The sequence below is a fragment of the Paraburkholderia sp. BR10141 genome (assembly GCF_056155635.1).
In genome coordinates this window covers 112712-131896 of sequence record NZ_JBMIQH010000008.1, presented here as the reverse complement: position 1 = coordinate 131896, position 19185 = coordinate 112712, and the positions used below count along the sequence as shown (strand labels likewise).

Here is a 19185-nt window from a genome sequence, read left to right as displayed (position 1 = left end):
CCCTGAGTATCTTTTGGATTGGTTTATTCGTTACTGCGCGCCGGAGGATACGGCACGTCCTGCAAACTCACGAAACGAAAAAAAAAAGACTGTCGCGAAAACGTAACAAAAGGCCCAATGCCTTGTGCGGCGGGCGATCGATGGACTTCGTGCCAGATCGGCAACAGCGGATGGTGGGCGCTTTCCGGAGGCGACAGGGTTCGACGTCCGGCCGAAACATTCTGTGACCCTATCTTGTACGAGAATCAGCGGTCCCTGGAGATCAAACATCGCGCAGTACGCTGAGGAACGGAGTCTTCCTCCTGACAGTTTGACTGCTGCGTTCAGCGGCCGTAACGACGAGCGCATTCAGAGCGACTTCGTGAGTGGCATACGGAGTGGGGTGCATGGCACACCCACGCTGTTTATCAACGGTCATCTCTACGGCGGAGAGCACGACGCCCGAAGCTTGCTCGAAGCGTTGCAGGGTGCAGGGAAACGCTAGCGATCGTAACGATGCCAGGTTTCAAGTTCCGCACAGGCGCGGTATCAGTCTGCTGACGCCAGCGTTTTGAACTGTGCTGCGCGAGGCCGTCCCATCAGCACGGGCTGAAATACCACCGCGCCAATCAGTGTAGACACCAGCGACAACGCGAGCAGAGCACCCAGACTCGATGTCCCGGGATGATGTGAGAACCACAAGCTACCGAACGCTGCGCCCGTTGTCGCTGCGCTGAACACAACCGCATAAGTCAGGCTGGATTCCAGCAGCCGTGTTGCGCCACCTCGCCAGGCGATCACATAGTAGATCTTGAATGCGACGCCTACGCCAAGCATGAGGGGCAACGCGATGATGTTCGCGAAGTTCAACTGCAGATCGAGCGCTACAGACAATTCGAGTGTCAAAAGCGCGGAAACGAGCAACGGCACAACGGTTCGAAGGATGTCGTCGACCCGGCGCAGCGCGATCCACAAGATGACGACGATCGCTACCAGGGCGTATCCGCTCGCCTGAAGGAATGCCTTGATGACGAGGTTAGCTGAGTACAGGATCGAGATCGGACCGCCGATCGCATTCGGTTCCGCAGAACTCACTGCGTTGGCGAAGCTTCTCAACATCGCGTCATCATTGGGGTCGATACCGCTCGGGACGCGGGGAGAAATTTCGACGATTGCCTTGCCGTCGGCGGCGACCCAGTCTCTTACGATCCCGGGCGGTAAATTGGTGCGTGTGATCCCGGCAGGATCGAGAAGCGCAACCAATCGCGCGAGCGCGATCTTCAACGGTGCCGTCATCGCATGGTCGGCGCGATCGCGTGTCGTGCTCGGCGCGTCGGCCAGACGGGTCAGCACGTGTGACAGTCGCCTCGCCTCGGCGGCGCCGGGCCCGGGGTGATCCTCTGCGGCAAGCGAGAGCTGGTTCGCCGCACGACGCAAGGCGTCGACGCGAACGGCGTCGCTTGCCGGCGGCGCGGGCGTCTGCGCCAGGACGGGGTTCAATACACGGGCAGCGTCTGCAATTGCGGCGAGTTTCTCTGCCTGGTCAGTCGGAATGAAAGTGGTGAGCGTGACCGTTCTGCCCACCTGCGGCAGCGTTGACAAGCGGGCGGCGATCGCATCGGCTTCGCTCAAGGAATTCGCCATGACGCGCACATTGTTGATGCCAATTTCGGGCGAGTCTTTCAGTGCGAGCAGGGTTGCCATCGATTCCGTGCGTGGATCCTTGAGATGCAGTGGATTGAAATCGAAGCGCAGGTGCAGCAGCAAGGGCGACGCGCCGAGAATGGCAACGGCCGCCACGGCCAACATGGCTTTGCGATGCCTGTCGAGAAAGTCGTCGGTTCCGGCAAGCCGCCTGAAGCCCGGCGACACTTTTTCGTCTCCTGGCCGCAGCACGCTGATGAGCGCGGGCAAGAGCGCCACACTGGTGAAATAGGCGACGATCATTCCCACTCCGGCGATCTTGCCCAGTTCCGACACGCCGCGATAAGCAGTCGGAATAAACGAAAAGAAGCTAACGGCGACGGCAATCGCGGCGAGGGACAGGCGACCGCCTAGCGTATTTGCCGTACTCATCAATGAGACGGGGATACGACTGTCCTTGTAGTGCTCTTCCCGATATCTCACGGTGAATTGCACACCGAAGTCGACGCCCAGGCCGACGAATAGCACCATGAACGCGACCGAGATCATGTTGAAGGCGTGCACCATCACTAGTCCCAAAGCTGCAGTGATGAGCAACCCGACGACGAGGCAGATAAAAACGGCCAGTACCAGTTTGGCGGACCGAAGCGCCACCCAGAGAATGCCGAGTACGACGAGAAGCGTCACGGCGCCGTTCAATGCCGCACCGTCCTGCACCGATGCGAATTCGTCATCGGCGAGCGGTTGCTCGCCGGTAAGGCGCACGCGTGCGCCAAATCTCGCATCGAGATGCAGCGAGGCCGCCGTGTCGCGTATCAATGCCGATGCGTTGCCGCCTGCCCTCAGCGATGCGTAATCGAGCACGGGCTGCACGAGTACGAATGCGCGCGCAGGTGACGTCGCGTGGGAATCCATCAGCGACCGCCACGAAAAAGCGGCGGCCTGGTTCGCTAGCACGCGGTCCATGACGTCCGCGCTTTGACCGAGAAGCGGAGCCATCTGCTCCAGCTTGACCCGCCCGATTTGCAGCGGCAAAAGCAGGGTCGTCGTCAGCAAGTTGGCGAGACCGGTCAGACTGGGGTCATGCGAGAGCGCGTTGAGCAACGGGCGCGCTTGCGTCAACTGCGATGTCGTCGACTGCACGTCGCGCAACGACAGAAAAAGCAACCCATTGTGTTCGAAGAAGGGACCGGCACCCGGCTGCGTTACCGCAACGAACCGGTGCGTGTCCTTGCGCAATGCAGTGGCAAGCTCGCTGGCGGCGGTGTCGGCGAATTCCGGCGCACTCGATTCCACCACGACGAGAATGGAGCCCCCTCGTTGCGGAAAGGCGCGATCCAGCGACCTGGACAAGCTGTCCCACCGCTTGTCGACAGTCAGTAGCCGGTCCGTAGCCGTGTTGATCTTGAAGTGATGGGAGACGTAGTAACCGCTCAGCAGCGCGAGGACGAGCGATAGCGCAATCACGCTGATCCGGTGACGGATGGACCATGAAACAAGACGGGCAACCGACGACATGATGGCGAAGGTTCAGGCGCGACGGACATCCCAGTCTAGCGTAATTATCCGGAACGTGTCCGCACGTGGCCGAAGCGGTGCCGATCCGTCGATATCGCAATTGAACGGCTTGCGTACACGCACGAGTCGCGGCATGGATCAGCCGAATTGAATTAACGTTGACTGAGGAAATCGGGCTGGCGAACGCCCCGACGAGTTGCATTCGATGATGGCGGTTCCGCTCATCGTGCGTGAGTCTTGCGGCAGCGCAATCAGACAGGCGTAGCCGCTGACATGGCTTTTACTCGCGTTTCCTGACTGGAAGTCAGACGACTTACCGATTTTGAAATAGAAAGTAATGTTTCTCAGTGCCTCGCGCAAACTAATTCGACACCAAATGTTGTATTCGTCGTTCGATGTGGCATAGTGGAAAAAACTAACTTATCAAAGGAAATCCACGAATGGCTACGCTCCAATCGATTCAGGCAAGAATCGCAAAGCTGCAGGCTCAGGCAGAATCGCTGGTAACGACGAAATCGTCGGCGGTACTCGAGAAGATTCGCGGCCTGATGGACAAGCATGCCGTGACGGTTGCCGACATCGAGGCATTTGTCGGCAAGCGGCGCGGCCGCAAGCCGGGAAAGGCCGTTGCCGCGAAGCAGGGCTCGTCGGCAGCGAAATATCGCGATCCCAAAACTGGCGCGACCTGGACCGGCCATGGTCGTGCTCCCGCGTGGATTGCAAACGCCAAGGACCGAAGCAAGTTCCTGATTGCAGGCGCGGCGCCGAAACCGGCTGCTGCAGTGAAGGCGCCCAAGGCAGGTAACTACGTGCGCGGGCCGCAACCGCCGAAATATCGCGACCCGAAAACCGGTGCGACGTGGTCCGGTCGTGGCATCGCACCGGCATGGCTCGCTGGCGCGAAGGACCGGTCGAAGTTTTTGATTGAAAAGGCCGAGCCTGTAGTGAAGACAGCCAAGGCGCCGGCAGCGAAGAAGGCCGCCGCAAAAAAGAACGCTGCATCGAAAAAGGCTGCTGTCAAGAAGGTATCTTCGCCGGCACGCAAAGCTGCGCCGAAGAACGGCGCAGCGGCGAAATCGCCGGCCGTCCGCAAGGCCCGTGCGCCGAAGCTTGTGGTGAAATCAACGGCGCCCGTCGAAGTTGCCGCGCCTGCGGCGGGCACTGAAGCTGTGAGCACGGCCGCTGCGGCCTGAGTTGCGCACACCGGGCTCCGGAAGCCTGCTTCCGGCCCGGTTCAGCGCTTGTTACTCGTGGCGGGGACCGCTTGAACACACGGACGGTTGCTGGCATCGACGTAGGCGGTGACAAGAAGGGCTGCCATCTGGTCATTCTGGAGGGCAGTCGAGCTTTCCGGCCTGCCGATACCATAACCCCGCAGGAGATGCTGCGAGCCTGCCTCGAGTACGGCGTGCAGGCCGTCGGGATCGATGCTCCATGCCAATGGGGTATCGAACGTAAAGGGCGGCGTGCGGAACGGGAACTTGCGCGGCAACGCATCTTTTCCTTCGCCACGCCAACCCGACAGCGGGCCGATGAGAATCCTGGGCGCTTCTACCGGTGGATGTTCAACGGAGAAGCCATTTACCAAGTCTTTTCTTCCGACTATCCGCTACTGTCATCTCGCGATTTCCAGGGCGGGCGTGTTAGCTTCGAAACATTTCCCCATGCCGTGACTTGCGCTCTCCGCGGCAAGGAGGGGACGTCTGCGAAGGAGAAGCGCCGGCAGCGGCCCGAAGTACTGGAAAGCGCTATGATCGACGCCTCTGGCTTGAAATCGATTGACGACTTCGATGCCGCGCTGTGTGCGCTGACCGCGAGATACCTGGTCGAAGGGCGCACATATGCTTACGGCGACGTGAAAGGTGGTTACATTCATGTTCCGATTCCACTGCCTTGAACACGTATTGACGCTGAAACCGTGCCGCCGTGCGGGAACGCGTTGCAGTTGGCTTGCCGTGCGTTATGTGCCACTGCAGTTGTCACAAGGGCAATCACAGCTATTGACTGGATTCTGCACCCTCACCCCTTTCCGAGCGGCGGCCGACGTGAGAATCCCGCCATATTGCTCAACTGGGCCAGTTCATTGGCCGCCTCGCGTAGCAGTCCAGAGTACTCGTGAATCTTCCCGGTCGTTAGCCGTACCCGGGGACCGGCAACACTGATGACGCCGACGCAGCGCGAACCGTTCACCACGGGCGCCGCCACTGCCGACATACGCGGGGCAAACACCTCGTCGATCATCGCGTAGCCACGCACGCGCGCAGCATGCACGAAACCCAACAGCGCTTTTAGTGTCGTCGGCGCATTGGGTCCGAACTCATTCGGCTGTCCGAAGCCTTGCTTCAAGACCAGCGAGGCCGCCTGTTCATCGGTCATCGTCATGAGCCATGCATGTCCGGTCGACGTGCATGAAAGTCGTGCCGCCTGGCCCATGTCGGGATCGTAGCGGAAGCCGGTGCGCTGTCCGTCCGCCTTCCCGACCCAGATGATCGCTTCGCCATCCACCAGCGACAGTCGCGCGAGTTCGCCTGTCTGGGCAGCGACGCGTTCGATGATCGGCTGGGCGATGTCCGCGATGCCCGTGAGGCTCAGGAATTCGAGTCCGTTCGACGTCATGCGCATGGTAAGGATGTAGCGGCTGTGATCGACCCGTTGCCGGACATACCCGCTTTCGATGAGTTCGGCGAGCAGGCGGTGGCAGGTGCTGCGCGGCAGAGACAAGGCATCGGCAATAGCCGCGAGGCCTGCACCTTCGCCTTGCGACGCCAGCAGATCGAGAATTCTCAGGCCGTTTCTAAGCGACATTTTTCGCCAACTTCCATATTATGAAATGGAGTTCCGGTGCGGAACGCCCCGCCTGTCCAGCGCAAACAATAGCACCTGTTCGTCGCCAGAAACGAACGCTTCGCCATATCGAGAATCCAGGAGACAACATGTCATTTTTTGCTGATTCGGACCTCGCCGGGGAAGGGCGGTCCGCGCAAGCTCACTTGATGGCGCGTCGGGCGGTAGCGGGGGCAACCGTCGGTACAGCGCTCGAATGGTTCGACTTTGCGCTGTATGGCGTCGTCGCGGCCACGATCTTTCCCAAGCTGTTTTTTCCGTCGCTCGACCCGACTGCTGCGCTGCTCGCGTCGCTGGCGAGTTTCTGGGCTGGATTGGCCGCCCGCCCGCTCGGCGCGGTGATCTGCGGGATGCTCGGTGACCGTTGGGGACGCCGCAAACTGATGCTGATCACCGTATCGGTGATGGGCGCGTCGTCGTTCCTGATGGGCTTGCTGCCCACTTACCACCAGGTTGGCATCCTCGCGCCGACACTGCTGGTGTCGCTACGCATCATTCAGGGTTTCGCGCTTGGCGGCGAATCGACGGGCGCGCAATTGATGGCGGTGGAGCATGCCTCTGCCAACCGACGCGGCTGGTATTCAGGTCTGCTTGGCATTTGTTCGCCACTCAGCCAGATTCTCGCCAACTTTTCGCTCTTTACGCTGGCCGCGTTGCTTTCATCGGACGACTTCGATACCTGGGGCTGGCGAGTGCCGTTTCTCGCGAGCTTCGTTCTGGTGCTACTGGGCATCTACATCCGCAGGAAGGTGAGCGAGACACCGGCGTTCGAGGTGCTCAAGAGGACTGGCGAATCCACACGCGCCGCCAATCCGCTCGGCACGGTCTTCAAATATCACTGGCGCACCGCGCTGCGCCTGACGCTGTTCTTCTGCGGCCCGGCCGCGCTGTTTTATCTGATCGTGGTCTTCTCGCTCAGCTACCTGACGAAACACCTCGGCGTACCTAAGCAGACCGGTTTCATGCTGTTGATGGTGGCGAATGTCTGCGCCATCGTGGGCGCGCTGGCGGGCGGCTATCTGAGCGATCGGATCGGACGCAAACGTGCGCTGATGATCGGTTCGGCCTGCACGCTGATCTGCTGCCTGATTTACTTTCCAATCCTCAACCACAACTCGATCGCGATGACGATGGCAGTCATGGGCGCGTTCCTCGGCTTTACACAGTTCCAGAGCGGCATCCAGCCAGTCTGGTTCGCCGAGTCATTCCCGACCGAGGCGCGCTACACAGGGTCCGCACTGTCGTATTCGGGCGCCAACCTGCTCACCGGCGGCCCGATGCCTATCGTTGCCGTGGCGCTGCTCAATGCCTTTCACGGTTCCCCGTGGGCCATCGTAGCGGTCTGCGGCTCGCTGAACCTGATCTCCTTCCTGATGATCGCAATGTCCCGGGAAACCAAGGACACGGTCCTCGAACGCTCTTCTACACACTGACACCATGACGCGCAAACTCTACATCCTCAATGGTTCCAACCTGAACATGCTGGGCGCGAGGGAGCCTCATCTTTATGGCAGCACTACGCTGAAGGACATCGAACAGAATTGCCTCACGCTGGCCGACGCGCTCAAGTTCGACTGCGTATTTCGTCAAACGAACAGCGAAAGCGAGTTGATCGACTGGATTCAGGAAGCATTCCTGCAGGACGCCGCGCTGATCATCAATCCGGCCGGCTTTTCATTCGGTCGGATTCCGGTGCTCGACGCAGTCAAGCTCATCCGCCGGCCAGTCGTGGAATTGCATATCACCAATATTCACCAACGCTCGGAAGAATATCGTCACTCGACGATTTCGGTGGCGGCCACCGCGGTAATTTGCGGGGCAGGAGCGAACGGATACTTGCTCGCGATCCGAGCGATTGACGATCTGTGGGGCAAACAGGCTTGAACCGACTCTTCGATGTATGAAGCACGCGGGCGCCTGGATGGAGCCCGCGTCCGTCGGCATGCGCGACATCGTCATCTGTCCCGACTTGCAACATCCGGCAACACCGGTGGTAACATTTGTTGTCACCCACTGCCAGAGCGACGCATGCCAGACAGTTTCGACCAGCTCGCCGCGCTGATCCGCGCGCGTTTCTCCGATTTGAGCCCGCAGTTCCAGACCGGCGCTGCCTTCCTGCTCGACCATCCCGACGAAGTGGCCGTTTCGTCGATGCGCAAAGTGGCCGAGCGCGCCCGCGTGCAGCCTGCTTCGCTCGTGCGGCTTTCCCAGCAACTGGGCTTTCCGGGCTGGAACGAGCTGCGGGACCTGTTCGTCGCGCGCGTGCGCACGCGGCCGGAGCCGCTTTCCTCGCGGGCCCGCTCGCTCGTGGCGGGCAATGCGAAGGACGGCCTCGCGCGCGACCTGCTCGTGGCACAACAGCACAATCTGGAGGCGAGCGCCGCGCACAATACCCGCTCGATGGTCGAGGCGGCGCGCGTGTTGCGTCGCGCGAAGCATGTGCACGTGGCGGGCTTTCGCTCGTGCTATGCAGTGGCGTTCGGGCTCGTCTACGGATACCGCCTGTTCCGGCCTTCGGTTTCCTTGCTGGGCGGCGAGGCGGGGACGCTGGAGATGCAGTTGCTCGGCATCGAGCGCGACAGCGCAACGATTGTTGTCAGCTTCGCACCGTATTCGGTCGAGGCGGTGCGCGTGGCCGAGGCCGCGCTCGCCAAAGGCAGCCGCCTGATCGCGATTACCGACAGCGCCGTCTCGCCCATTGCGCTGAACGCCGACAAGGCGCTGATCTTCACGCACGAAAGCCCATCGTTTTTCCCTTCGCTCGTCGCTGCGACGGCCCTGGCCGAGTCGCTCGTCGCCCATCTGCTGGCGCTCGAAGGCTCGGGCGCGATCGCGCAGCTCGAACAGGCCGAGCGTTCCTTGAACGCACGCGGCGCTTACGTGCCCTGAGCGCCACCCCCGGCATTTCCGCGCCATTTCGCGCCTGTTTTCCCGCAGCCGGATGTCGTTGTGAGCAGGCATCCGGCTTTGCTTTGCACGTTTCCATCGCATTTGTTGTGATCGATTTTTAATTTGACAACATATGTTGCGGTGACGTATAAAGCGCACTATAGGAAGAGGTAGACCCATACCGGTAGCAAAAGCGAGAAACAGATGCAGGAACTCAAGACTATCCGCGTGGCCGGTTCGCCTGAGGCGATCGGCCGGCAGCTCGGCGCACACGTGAAGCCGATCTTTGCGGATTACATGGCGCAAAGCAGCGCCTGGCGGGCGGTGAGCCGCTGGCGCGGCAGTGCGTTTGCGCAGCAGTTGCGCGCCGCAGCCGCACAGTATTTTCCGACCTATGTCGCGGAAATCGACGCAATGGCGCAGGCGCTGGACTGGTCCGCGGAAGACCTGTTCCTCTGGAATTGCCGCGGTGAACTGATCCACCACGCACCGGACGGCTGCACGACGCTCGCGGTGCGCACGCCGGGTGTGGGCCTGATCGCGCACAACGAAGACGGCGACCCCTGGCTGCATGGCCACTGCAGCGTGGTCGAGGTCGAACCCGACGGAAAGCCCGGTTTCCTCAGCTTCTACTATCCGGGCTCGCTGCCGGGGCATACCTTCGCAGCTACGCGTGCGGGACTTGCGCAAGCGATCAACAACGTGCGCATCCGCGAGCCGCGCGTGGGTGTGCCGCGCATGATCCTGGCGCGCGCCGTGCTCGATTGCGCGACGCTGGAAGAAGCCCTCGCGCTGCTGCGCGACACGCCGCGCGCGAGCGGCTTCCACCACACGATCGGCGGGACCGACGAGGCGGGCGAGGTGCGTGTGGTTAGCGTCGAAGCCACTGCGCAGCGCGCTTCGGCGCGCGAAGTGAGCGCGCCCTCGGGACACGCGAATCACCTCATTCACTCGGGCTGCGAGCGTGAGGCGCAGATCGTCACCGACTCGTCGCGCGATCGCCAGACCCGTCTCGCCGAGCTGTTGCCCGCGCTTGGCGCGCAGCCCGACGGCGCGGCTTTCGTGCAGGTGCTGCAGGATCGCGCGGGCGCCGGCCTGCCGATCTTCCGCGACGATCCGCACGACCCCGACGACGAGAACACGCTCGCCACCGCCTGCATGCGCGTCGAGCCGCGCGGCGTGGCGTTCGACGTCTGGCAGGGCGGCGAGCGCGTGCTTGGCCGCTTTATCGATTCGAACGCGCGCGATGCAGACGGCGCGAACCGCTAAATATTCACGGACTTCATCGAGGACACATATGACCAAGGTGTTTCACCGGATGCCGAAGCAAAGCTTGCCCGTCGCGGTGGCAGGCGAAGGCATCGAAATCGTCGATTCCACCGGCAAGCGCTACATCGACGCAAGCGGCGGCGCCGCGGTTTCATGCCTCGGCCACAGCAACCAGCGCGTGATCGACGCGATCAAGCGTCAGGCGCAGCAACTGCCGTACGCGCACACCTCCTTCTTCACGACCGAGGTCTCGGAGCAACTCGCCGATCACCTCATCGCCGCGGCGCCCAAGGGGCTCGACCATGTGTACTTCGTGTCGGGCGGTTCGGAGGCGATCGAGGCCGCGCTCAAACTCGCGCGCCAGTACTTCGTGGAGAAGGGCGAGCTTGCGCGCCGCCACTTCATCGCGCGCCGGCAGAGCTATCACGGCAACACGCTCGGGGCGCTCGCGATCGGCGGCAATGCGTGGCGCCGCGAGCCGTTCCTGCCCATCCTGATCGAATCGCATCACGTGAGCCCTTGCTTTGCGTACCGAGAGCGCCACGAAGGCGAGACCGACGAGGCCTATGCGCAGCGCCTCGCCGATGAACTCGAGCAGAAGATTCTCGAACTCGGTTCCGAAACGGTTGCGGCCTTCGTCGCGGAAACCGTGGTGGGCGCAACGGCCGGCGCGGTGCCGCCCGTGCGCGACTACTTCCGCAAGATCCGCGCGGTGTGCGACCGCTACGGCGTGCTGCTGATCCTCGACGAGATCATGTCGGGTATGGGCCGCACCGGCCATCTGTTCGCCTGCGAAGAGGACGGCGTTGCGCCGGACCTGCTGACGATCGCGAAGGGCCTGGGCGCAGGCTACCAGCCGATCGGCGCGACGCTCGTGAGCCAGCGCATCTACGAGACGATCGTGGGCGGCAGCGGCTACTTCCAGCACGGCCACACGTATATCGGCCACGCCACGGCCTGCGCGGCGGCGCTCGAAGTGCAGCGCGTGATCGCCGAGGAGAAGTTGCTCGACAACGTGCTCGCCCGCGGCGAACAACTGCGTGCGCGTCTGCGCGAGCGTTATGCGAACCATCCGTACATGGGCGATGTGCGCGGCCGCGGCCTGTTCGTCGGTGTCGAGCTGGTGAAGGACCGCGCCACGAAGGCCACCTTCGACCCGGCGCTCAAGCTGCATGCGGCGATCAAGCGCGAGGCGTTCGCGCGCGGCCTGATGGTCTATCCGATGGGCGGCACCGTGGACGGCCGCAACGGCGATCATGTGCTGCTCGCGCCGCCTTTCATCTGCACGGAGCAGAACATCGACTCGATCGTCGAGCGGCTTGCCGCGGCCGTCGACGGTGCGCTCGACGTAACGGGCGTGGCGCGCCCGGCGTAAGCTTCGCTGTATGGAGTTGAAGTGCAACTAACTGTCCGCCGCTAGCGGCGGCCGAGATCGCGGCGACCGCAATCGGTCGCGCGCGCCGGTCATAACCTCCAACGGAGTCCATTGATGACGCAAAACCCGACCTCGCGGCTTCCCGCTTTCGACGCTGCCCAAGCGACGCCGGAGCAGAAGGCGGTGCTGGACGAGATCCTTTCCGGTCCGCGCGGCAACCTCAACGGTCCGTTCCTCGGCTGGATCCACAGCCCGGAACTGGCGCAGCATGCGCAGCGCCTTGGGGCGTTCTGTCGTTACCAGACAGGCCTGTCGCTGCGCCTCTCAGAACTGGCGATTCTCGTCACGGCCGCGCGCTGGCAGGCGCAGGCCGAGTGGTACATCCATTATCCCATCGCCCTGAAGGCTGGCGTGCCCGAGGTGCTGGCCGAGCAGATCCGCACGGGCGTCGCGCCCCGGTTCGACGAGCCCGACGACGCGCTGATCTACGCGTTCACGACCGAGCTGTACGACGCGAAGCGTGTGTCCGACGCGACCTACGCGCGTGCCGTCGAGCGCTTTGGCTACGAAACCACGATCAACCTGGTCGGGCTGCTTGGCTACTACGCGCTCGTCGCAATGACGCTCAATGTCTTCGCCATGCGCGCGGAAGGCCAGACGACCTTGCCGTTTGCCGAATAAGCGGACTGACCGCGTCCTGCGCGCGCAGCCCCATCCGGTTTTGCCGGATGGGGCATTTTTTTGCACCGCACTGCAATTCCATTTAAGTGACAACCGTATTTCAACAGCAGAATTTTGAGGGCATCGGTAAAACATGAGGATTTCCCCCCAGGAGAACAGTTCAAGTGCGGCGTGGGCGAATTAATCGAACGGACGGTTTATCCGCGTAGAAATCGTTTCCATTCGCTCTGGCAGGGCTTCCGGTTTTTGGACGAAATCGTTAATGCAGTTGCCGTGTGCCATGTTTATTGCCGCTGCATTGCGGGATTTTCTGGTTGTGGATTCGAAATAATATGACTGTTTCGGGGGAAACCTTGCCCGGTAGCTTTTTCCAGCCATGTACGGCTTTCCGCGTAAATTGTGCGGGAAGGGATTAAACGGGGGTTTGGGCGTGCTTCGAATAACAGGGTTTTCAGCAGGTTTAATGGAAACCGCTTGCGCGCATTAATTCGAGTTGTTAGTCTTGCCGAACTTATTAATGACCGTCCCATTCTGATTATCGAAAGGGCGGGCGGGAGCCAGGGGCTAGCCCGCCCGGGTTTTTTCTCTGTGCGACTTTTTTAACGGGGCACATCATGCTTGATACGACCATCGACGTAGCCGAAAAGCCGCTCGCTGCCATGGCCGGAATTGGCGACGTTGTCACCCTGAAATCGGGCGGTCCGCGCATGACCGTCATGTATGCCGGTTCGGTTGGCTTTGCCAGCGGTCACTGGCTGATCTGCCAGTGGTTCGACGAGCAAGGCGAACTGCGCCAGGACATGTTCGCTCAGGACATGGTGCAGATCGAACCGCGCTCGATTCCCGCGGCGTTCGTCAAGATGCGCAGCCCGGCTGGCGGAAGGGCCATCGGCAGGGTCTGAGGCGTAGACCCACGCAGACTGCACACGCGCCACAGGCGCGTCAAATACGATGAAGTAGCGGCCGGGCCGGATGCGCCCGGCCGTTTGCTTTAGCGCTGGCCTTCGGCGGCGATACGTACGGCGAGGCCGGCCAGCACCGTACCCATGAGCCAGCGTTGAAGCTTGAGCCAGCCCGGCCGGTCGCCGAGAAACGCTGCAATCGTGCCCGCCGTCATCGCCACGGCGGCATTCACGCTGATCGAAAGCGCGATCTGCACGCTGCCGAGCACGATGGACTGCGCGAGCACGCTCCCGTGATGCGGGTCGATGAACTGCGGCAGCAGCGACAAATACAGAATGGCAATTTTCGGATTCAGCAGGTTCGTGACGAACCCCATCAGAAAGAGCTTGCGCGGGCGGTCGGCGGGCAACTCGCGCACCTGGAACGGCGAGCGGCCGCCGGGCTTGAGTGCCTGCCACGCGAGCCAGAACAGATAGAGCGCGCCGCCCAGGCGCAGCGCGTCGTAGGCGAACGGCACGGCCATGAGCAACGCGGTAATGCCGAAGGCGGCGCACAGCATGTAGAACACGAAGCCGAGCGCGACCCCGCCCAGGGAGATCAGGCCCGCCTTGCGCCCCTGGCAGATCGAGCGCGAGATCAGGTAGATCATGTTGGGTCCGGGCGTGAGCGCCATGCCGAGTGCGACGGCGGCAAAGGCGAGCAGCGGGGCGGCGTGGGGCATGACGAGGCTCCGTGTTGATGTTTGCGTGGGTTGCTGATGAGTGTGAAGGCGACTCGAGCGATGGGCACAACGCTGTGCGCTTCAGCCTGATATAGAACGATCAAAACGGCGCGGCCAACGCAGCTTGATTCCCGGTGATTATTTCATGCGACGGCAGCGCTTGCGCGCCATGGCCTGAAACGTTGGCCAAACGGATAAGCCGCGACGGCCTCAATGCGGCGAGCGCTTGCTCTCAGTGGCGCGGGTTTCGCGCGCCTGGACCCGGTCGTCGAGCCGGCGCGAGAAGAGCAGCATCCCCAGCCGGCGGCTGCGAATCCTGGTCTGGCCGCCGAGATCCTTCGGCGGATTCGGTTGCAGCGCCCAGAAGAGCGCCAGCAGCCAGCCGAGCAGTGTCCAGCCGAGCACGGCATTGAAGACTGCGATGACCAGCAGGTCGTGACGCTGACGCCTGTCGGCGATCAGCGCTGGGAGAAAGTAGAGCGCGACCACCGCTGCGAGAACGATGATCTCGAAGACGGAACGGCTCACCATATTTCCATTCTCCAGAAAAAAGGGCGGAATATGCCCGAACGATCATTGTCGCGCGGATTGGCCCTGAGCGCACGCCATGCCCTGGCCGGACGGCCATCACCGGGCGCGAGGGGTGTCGGCCGGTGGGGGTTCGGGTCTATCATCGGGTTTTTCATCGCTGGGAACCCACACCATGATCTCCGACCCGTCCGAGGCCACCCGTCAACTCGACCACGACGAACTGCGCGCCTTCGTCGAACGCAAATGGCATGACGAGATCGTGCCCGCGTTGACCGACTACATCGCGGTGCCGGCCAAGAGCCCGGCATTCGATCCGCAGTGGGCCCAGCACGGCTATCTCGAGCGCGTCGTGCAGGAGGCCGCGAAGTGGGCGGAACAGCAGCCGGTGCGCGGCCTGAAGCTGGAGATCGTGCGCCTGCCCAATCGCACGCCGGTGATTTTCTTCGAGGTACCCGCCACGCGCTCGGGTAGCAGCGAGACGGTCGTGCTCTACGGCCACCTCGACAAGCAGCCGGAATTCGCGGGCTGGCGCAACGACCTGGGCCCCTGGACGCCGAAGCTCGAAGACGGCCGCCTCTACGGGCGCGGCGGCGCTGACGACGGCTACGCGATCTACGCGAGCGTCACGGCGCTCGCCGCGCTCGACGCGCAGGGCATCGAGCGTCCGCGTTGCGTGGGTCTCATCGAAACCTGCGAGGAGTCGGGCAGCTACGACCTGCTGCCTTATGTCGACGCGCTGCGCGAGCGGCTCGGTAACGTCGGTCTCGTCGTGTGTCTCGATTCGGGCGCGGGCAACTATGACCAGCTCTGGCTCACCACGTCGCTGCGCGGTCTCGTGGCGGGCGACCTCGAAGTCGAAGTGCTCGAGGAGGGCATTCACTCGGGCTCTTACGGCGGCATTGCGCCGTCCAGTTTCCGCGTGATGCGGCAGCTCTTCGAGCGTCTCGAAGACGCCGCGAGCGGCACGCTGCTGCCCAAGGGTTTCCATTGCGCGATCCCCTCGCAGCGCTTGAGCGAAGCCGAGGCCACGGCGAAGATCCTTGGTGAAAGCGTCTGGAAGACCATGCCTTGGGCGTGCGGCCAGGACGGCCGGCGCGTGCTGCCCACCACCACGGACCCGCAGCAGGCGCTGCTCGACTCCACGTGGCGGCCTTCGCTTTCGGTCACGGGAGCGGCGGGCCTGCCCGCACTCGCCGACGCCGGCAACGTGCTGCGGCCGCGGACGGCGTTCAAGCTCTCGCTGCGCCTGCCGCCGCTAGTCGAGGCTTCGAAGGCCGTAGCCGAACTGAAGGCGCTGCTCGAACTCGATCCGCCGTATAACGCCAAGGTCACCTTCAGGCCGGACGCGGGCGCGGCCAACGGCTGGAGCGCGCCGGAACTCGCTCCGTGGCTCTCGGAAGCGCTCAACGCCGCCTCGCGCACGCATTTCGGCGCGGACTGCGCGTATCTCGGCCAGGGCGGCACGATCCCGCTCATGAACGTGCTGCAGGCAGGGTTTCCCAAGTCGCAGTTCATGGTGTGCGGCGTGCTCGGCCCGAAGTCCAACGCGCACGGGCCGAACGAGTTCCTCCATGTGCCCTACGCGAAGAAGCTCACGGCCACGGTGGCCGAAGTGATCGCCGCCGCGCCTTGAACTGCCCTTGAGCGGCTAGTGGCGCTGAGGGGATGGCGCGCCGTCTGCAGGCGGCGCGTCCTGTGCGGCGTGCCCGTCACCATGGCATGAGCAGCTTTCGTCGTCGACGGGCTGTTCGAGACTCTTCATGATCCCGCACTCCGCGCTGCTGCTCTGATTGGCATGGCAGCTCTCGCGCAGCGTGCGTAATTGCTGCTCGAGTACGCGCATCGCTTCGATCTGCTGATGGATGCGCTCGATCTGGCTGTCGATCAATTCGTTGACTTCGTCGCAGGGTTGGCTCGGGTCGGCCTGGAAGCGGCGCAGCATGCGAATGTCCGTGAGCCCGATGCCGAGTGACCTGCAATGACGGATAAAGTTGAGCTGCGCGGCATGCACGGCCGTGTAGCTGCGGTAACCGTTGGTTTCGCGCGCGGGCTCGTCCAGAAGGCCTTCGCGCTCGTAAAAGCGCACCGTTTCGACGTCGCAGTGCGCGCAGCGCGCCAGTTCACCAATTCGCATGGTCGCGGCTCTCCCAAATCACTTGACCCTGTAGCGGCTACAGGCTGTTCAATGATTGTGTCACTTTTGGGAGAAACCGGCTATGAACCAGAGCTACGTGTCGCGGCTCGGCATTGCGCAACGCCTTCGCGCGCGTGATGAGGAACGGACGGTGGGCGGCGCTCACGGGTCTGGCGGCGTGGGCGGCGCGTGCGGCGGCCACGGGCATAGGCACGACCAGGATCAAGGACAAGACCATGATCGTGCCCATGGTCACGAGCACGCCCACGACCAAGGCCATGCGCACGGCCACGACAACGATCAGGGCCGCGGTCACGGCCACAACCATGACCACGACAACGAGCACGGCCACGGACAAACCGAGCCGAACAGCCACGCGCACGCCCATAGCTGCTGTCACGGCGACACTGCGCACAGCACGCCGCCGCAAAGTCAGCGCAACACGGCTCCGGCGCCCGAAGGCACGCGCCGCGCTCGCTGGCGCATCCAAAACATGGATTGCCCGACCGAAGAGCGCCTGATCCGCATCCGGCTCGAACCCCTGCCGGGCGTCGTGCGCCTCGATTTCGACCTGCTCGCGCGCGAGCTGACTGTCCATCATCGGCTCGACGATACACAGCCGGTCGTCGCCGCGCTGCGCGCACTCGACATGGCGCCGCGTGAGTTGGATGAAAGCGCGTCCGCGCAAGACGCCCCGCCTGCGCCGGTCGGTCTCGTACTGCGCCAGAAGCTGCTGCTGGCGGTGAGCGGCGTGGCAGCCGCAGGCGCCGAGGTGCTCGCCTGGCGCACCGGCCGGGAAACCAGCCTGCTCGTACTCGCTTGCGCAGCCATCTCGATCGTGTGCGCGGGTCTGCCCACGCTGCGCAAGGGCTGGATCGCGCTGCGCAACTTCACAATCAACATTTATTTCCTGATGTCGCTGGCGTTGATCGGCGCCATTGCGATCGGCAAGTGGCCGGAAGCGGCGATGGTGGTGTTCCTGTTCGCCCTTGCGGAGGAAATCGAGGCGCTGTCGCTCGAACGCGCCCGTCAGGCCATCCGTGCGCTGACCGCGCTCGCGCCTGAGACCGCCGAAGTCTGGCAACCCAGCGAGGGCGCATCCGGACAAGGCGAATGGTGCGAGTGCGCGGTGGGCGATGTGGCTGTCGGCAGCCGTGTTCGTGTACGTACAGGCCAGCGCGTGCCGCTCGACGCGCGCGTGATCGCCGGCCGAGCCGCGCTCGATCAGGCGCCGATCACGGGCGAAAGCCTGCCTGTCGACAAGGAAACCGGCGCGGTGCTTTACGCGGGCAGCATCGTCGTCGATGGTGTGGTCGAAGCGCTCGTCACCGCGCCCGCGAAGGACAGCACGCTCGCTCGCATCGCCGCGGCGGTGCAGGAGGCGCAGGCGCAGCGCGCGCCCACGCAGCGCTTCGTCGACCAGTTCGCGCGCTACTACACGCCGGCCGTGGTCGTGCTTGCCGTGGTGCTGGCGCTGGCCGGGCCGCTCGTCTTCGGTGGCGCGTGGAGTGCATGGCTCTACAAGGCGCTCGTTCTGCTCGTGATCGCCTGCCCGTGCGCGCTCGTCGTCTCGACGCCGGTGACGGTCGTGAGCGGCCTCGCCGCCGCCGCGCGCCACGGCATGCTCGTGAAGGGCGGCGTGTGGCTCGAACGCGGCCGGCTGCTCAAGGCCGTCGCGCTCGACAAGACCGGCACGCTCACACGCGGCGAACCTGTCCTGACCGATGCGCTCAAGGCGCCGATTCGGGCGCTGGTCGGCGCAGGGGAGTCCAGCGAACCGCCGCTTTCAACAGAACAAGCACTGCGCATTGCCGCGAGCCTGGACGATGCGAGTACGCACCCCGTCGCCCGCGCGGTGGTCGAAGGCTGGCGGGCGCGACAGCCGGAGGCACGCCTGCTCGCCGTCGATCAGTTCGCGGTGCTGAACGGTCGCGGCGTGCAGGGCCGCGTCGACGGCACGCTCTGGCGCCTCGGCAATCACCGTCTGGTGGAGGAGCTCGGCTTGTGCTCGCCCGAACTCGAAGCGCAGCTGGCCGCGCTGGAAATAGCGGGCAAGACGGCGATCGTGCTGTGCGCGCCGCAGGAGGCCGTCGCCGTGTTCGCCGTGGCCGACGCGCTGCGTACGGAAAGCGCACCGGCCGTGCGCGCCTTGCGCGCGCTCGGCGTGACGCCCGTCATGCTGACCGGCGACAACGCGTCGACCGCGCGGGCGATCGCCGATCAACTCGGCATCGACGACGCGCGCGGCAATCTGCTGCCGCAGGACAAGCAGGACGCGATCGCCGCTCTCTCGAAGCAGTACGGGATGGCGGCAATGGTCGGCGATGGCGTGAACGACGCGCCCGCGCTCGCACGCGCCGACATCGGCTTCGCGATGGGCGCGGCGGGCACCGCGACCGCACTCGAAACCGCCGACGTCGCGATCATGGACGACGATCCGCGCAAAATCGCCGCGTTCATCGGCCTCTCGCGCAAGACCGCGAGCGTGCTCAAGCAAAACATCGCGCTTGCGCTCGGCATCAAGGCCGTGTTTCTCGTGCTCGCGATGGCGGGCGAGGCCACGCTCTGGATGGCCGTGTTCGCCGACGTGGGCGCGAGTCTGCTCGTCGTGGCGAACGGTCTGCGCGTGCGCCGGCATTTCGACGGCACGCGCAACGTGCTGAAGCCTTGCGCGCAGGCAGAGCAACGCAACTAACA

General features: G+C 63.5%; 17 protein-coding genes. 11 read left to right on the top strand and 6 right to left on the bottom strand.

Going from position 1 to position 19185, the window contains the following annotated elements:
* Nucleotides 1–528: 528 nt before the first annotated feature.
* Nucleotides 529–3141 (bottom strand): hopanoid transporter HpnN, encoded by a 2613-nt coding sequence (hpnN, locus tag ACOJB8_RS13805; RefSeq protein ID WP_475012928.1) that lies wholly within the window; start codon nucleotides 3139–3141, stop codon nucleotides 529–531.
* A gap of 440 nt (nucleotides 3142–3581) precedes the next feature.
* On the opposite strand from hpnN, the gene ACOJB8_RS13800 reads away from it, so the two are divergent.
* Together ACOJB8_RS13800 and ACOJB8_RS13795 are read left to right on the top strand one after the other, a co-directional pair.
* Complete coding sequence (locus tag ACOJB8_RS13800) at nucleotides 3582–4334, top strand: H-NS family nucleoid-associated regulatory protein (protein WP_475012926.1); 753 nt, start codon at nucleotides 3582–3584, stop codon at nucleotides 4332–4334.
* A gap of 71 nt (nucleotides 4335–4405) precedes the next feature.
* Entirely contained in the window at nucleotides 4406–5038 is a 633-nt protein-coding gene (locus ACOJB8_RS13795) for a DUF429 domain-containing protein (protein ID WP_475012925.1), read from the top strand.
* A 122-nt stretch (nucleotides 5039–5160) separates the two neighbouring features.
* Here the strand turns inward: ACOJB8_RS13795 and ACOJB8_RS13790 are convergent, their stop codons facing one another.
* Nucleotides 5161–5946, bottom strand: coding sequence for an IclR family transcriptional regulator (locus ACOJB8_RS13790; RefSeq protein ID WP_069261980.1), 786 nt, complete (start codon nucleotides 5944–5946; stop codon nucleotides 5161–5163).
* Nucleotides 5947–6074: 128 nt separating this feature from the next.
* Here ACOJB8_RS13790 and ACOJB8_RS13785 point away from each other — a divergent pair, with 128 nt between their 5' ends.
* The 7 genes from ACOJB8_RS13785 to ACOJB8_RS13755 all read left to right on the top strand — a co-directional run bounded on the left by ACOJB8_RS13785 (nucleotide 6075) and on the right by ACOJB8_RS13755 (nucleotide 13101).
* Complete coding sequence (locus ACOJB8_RS13785; RefSeq protein WP_410860102.1) at nucleotides 6075–7418, top strand: MFS transporter; 1344 nt, start codon at nucleotides 6075–6077, stop codon at nucleotides 7416–7418.
* 4 nt (nucleotides 7419–7422) lie between these two features.
* Nucleotides 7423–7869: a type II 3-dehydroquinate dehydratase gene (locus tag ACOJB8_RS13780; RefSeq protein ID WP_069261978.1), complete on the top strand. Its 447-nt coding sequence runs from the start codon at nucleotides 7423–7425 to the stop codon at nucleotides 7867–7869.
* A 144-nt stretch (nucleotides 7870–8013) separates the two neighbouring features.
* Entirely contained in the window at nucleotides 8014–8874 is an 861-nt protein-coding gene (locus tag ACOJB8_RS13775; protein WP_069261977.1) for a MurR/RpiR family transcriptional regulator, read from the top strand.
* A 204-nt stretch (nucleotides 8875–9078) separates the two neighbouring features.
* Complete coding sequence (locus tag ACOJB8_RS13770; protein ID WP_368604815.1) at nucleotides 9079–10143, top strand: C45 family autoproteolytic acyltransferase/hydolase; 1065 nt, start codon at nucleotides 9079–9081, stop codon at nucleotides 10141–10143.
* A gap of 28 nt (nucleotides 10144–10171) precedes the next feature.
* Nucleotides 10172–11518, top strand: coding sequence for an aspartate aminotransferase family protein (locus ACOJB8_RS13765; RefSeq protein ID WP_368604816.1), 1347 nt, complete (start codon nucleotides 10172–10174; stop codon nucleotides 11516–11518).
* Nucleotides 11519–11632: 114 nt separating this feature from the next.
* Nucleotides 11633–12199 (top strand): carboxymuconolactone decarboxylase family protein, encoded by a 567-nt coding sequence (locus ACOJB8_RS13760; RefSeq protein WP_069261974.1) that lies wholly within the window; start codon nucleotides 11633–11635, stop codon nucleotides 12197–12199.
* A gap of 614 nt (nucleotides 12200–12813) precedes the next feature.
* Nucleotides 12814–13101: a YodC family protein gene (locus ACOJB8_RS13755; protein WP_368604817.1), complete on the top strand. Its 288-nt coding sequence runs from the start codon at nucleotides 12814–12816 to the stop codon at nucleotides 13099–13101.
* A gap of 89 nt (nucleotides 13102–13190) precedes the next feature.
* Here the strand turns inward: ACOJB8_RS13755 and ACOJB8_RS13750 are convergent, their stop codons facing one another.
* Both ACOJB8_RS13750 and ACOJB8_RS13745 read right to left on the bottom strand, forming a co-directional pair.
* Nucleotides 13191–13823, bottom strand: coding sequence for a LysE family translocator (locus tag ACOJB8_RS13750; protein WP_069261972.1), 633 nt, complete (start codon nucleotides 13821–13823; stop codon nucleotides 13191–13193).
* 210 nt (nucleotides 13824–14033) lie between these two features.
* The gene (locus ACOJB8_RS13745) at nucleotides 14034–14354 is read right to left on the bottom strand and encodes a superinfection immunity protein (protein ID WP_069261971.1); all 321 of its coding nucleotides are present in this window, start codon (nucleotides 14352–14354) and stop codon (nucleotides 14034–14036) included.
* A 172-nt stretch (nucleotides 14355–14526) separates the two neighbouring features.
* Here ACOJB8_RS13745 and ACOJB8_RS13740 point away from each other — a divergent pair, with 172 nt between their 5' ends.
* A complete protein-coding gene (locus tag ACOJB8_RS13740; protein ID WP_406953544.1) occupies nucleotides 14527–15987 on the top strand; it encodes a M20 family metallopeptidase in 1461 nt (486 codons plus the stop codon).
* A gap of 15 nt (nucleotides 15988–16002) precedes the next feature.
* Here ACOJB8_RS13740 and ACOJB8_RS13735 read toward each other — a convergent pair whose 3' ends face one another.
* Together ACOJB8_RS13735 and ACOJB8_RS13730 are read right to left on the bottom strand one after the other, a co-directional pair.
* Nucleotides 16003–16488 carry a Cd(II)/Pb(II)-responsive transcriptional regulator gene (locus tag ACOJB8_RS13735; protein ID WP_475012921.1) on the bottom strand — a complete coding sequence of 162 codons (486 nt, stop codon included), beginning with the start codon at nucleotides 16486–16488 and terminating at the stop codon, nucleotides 16003–16005.
* 37 nt (nucleotides 16489–16525) lie between these two features.
* Complete coding sequence (locus ACOJB8_RS13730) at nucleotides 16526–16888, bottom strand: hypothetical protein (RefSeq protein ID WP_475012919.1); 363 nt, start codon at nucleotides 16886–16888, stop codon at nucleotides 16526–16528.
* Between the two features lie 93 nt (nucleotides 16889–16981).
* Between ACOJB8_RS13730 and ACOJB8_RS13725 the strand changes: the two genes are divergently transcribed.
* The gene (locus ACOJB8_RS13725; protein ID WP_475012918.1) at nucleotides 16982–19183 is read left to right on the top strand and encodes a heavy metal translocating P-type ATPase; all 2202 of its coding nucleotides are present in this window, start codon (nucleotides 16982–16984) and stop codon (nucleotides 19181–19183) included.
* Nucleotides 19184–19185 lie beyond the last annotated feature (2 nt).